General features: G+C 38.6%; 2 protein-coding genes. Both read left to right on the top strand.

What is annotated here, in order from left to right; all coding sequences use genetic code 11:
• The first annotated feature begins 176 nt into the window (after positions 1-176).
• Entirely contained in the window at positions 177-554 is a 378-nt protein-coding gene (locus OI69_RS20290) for a hypothetical protein (protein ID WP_072034328.1), read from the top strand.
• Between the two features lie 20 nt (positions 555-574).
• A complete protein-coding gene (locus OI69_RS18415) occupies positions 575-1,033 on the top strand; it encodes a hypothetical protein (protein WP_039353989.1) in 459 nt (152 codons plus the stop codon).
• The last annotated feature ends 90 nt before the right edge of the window (positions 1,034-1,123 follow it).

Genomic DNA, 1,123 nt, shown 5'->3' with positions numbered 1-1,123 from the left:
GGGTTAAGGCGGTGTTAAACTGGCGAAAAACGTGACTTAAAAAGCACGTTGCATCAATGGGTTAAGTGCGCTAAAAAGTACGACTGCGTCAGGATCGTCCCTATGACCCGATAGGGCTAAGAGGTGGTACACGACCTCAAGCCTACGTCCATAATCCTCTAGAGTTCTGTGATCCTTTGGGATTAGCTAAAGCTGGATGTCCAGATAAAGCTCTCAAAGAGATAATGCAGAAGATGGATCAGCCAGGTAAAGAAGTTAGTGTTACCGTTGGTTCTAAAGAAGAGGCTGAGGATGTTCTAAGAGGATATATATCCAGCGATAAAGCTTCTGCAAACGGTGGATTCAGGAATACCACAGATCAGAAATTACCATCAGGGAAAAAATCTGAATCCGGTTCAAGTTGGCTCCCTGATGGCAAAGGGGCTTACGATAAGCCAGGAACTTATCACTATGACGCAGCAGATTCAAATGCGAAGGCTGGCGATCATGCTTTACTTGGGGATCACCTCCAAGTTCATACTTATGAAGGAAAAATAATAAGGATATTTTACTAGGATTAGCTAAGGAGATAAAAATGGCATCAGATATTAGTCCATACAACCCTTACCCTTATGGTTTTAGAGGGGATGTTAAAAAGGGCGCGTATTGTGAAATAGATATTGATGAAGGAAAGGGAACAAGATTCATTATTATTAGGCCAAGAGCCTATTTTCCTAGTGATTCTGTTGATAGAAAAATGGAATTAATAGAGAAGGGAATTATGTCTGTTGAGGAGATGTATCCTGAAATAAATAAATTGGGGTATATTCCTGATAGGTTAGAGGTTTTTTGGTTATACAATTTAAATATTTGTGATATAGATAAAGTATATCTTGAAGACTCAGACTCTGAAGTTTTTGCAGCGAATGTAAAATATGATGAATATTATACATTTGATGATTTTTATAAATGCATGGACTTTGTAAAGAAAGAGTTTGGCGTTAGCGAAAAGGATTTTAAAAAGGACTGGGAAACTAGTTATCCTCAGTATTAGTAAAATATATGTAAGAAGCCGGAAGCGATCACTACGATCCTTCCGGCTTTTTTATTTTTAGCGTCTTGCGTATTACGCCAGCATATTCCC

Source organism: Pectobacterium fontis (assembly GCF_000803215.1).
In the GTDB taxonomy this organism is placed as follows: Bacteria; Pseudomonadota; Gammaproteobacteria; order Enterobacterales; family Enterobacteriaceae; genus Pectobacterium; species Pectobacterium fontis.
This window is presented reverse-complemented; position numbering and strand designations above follow the sequence as displayed.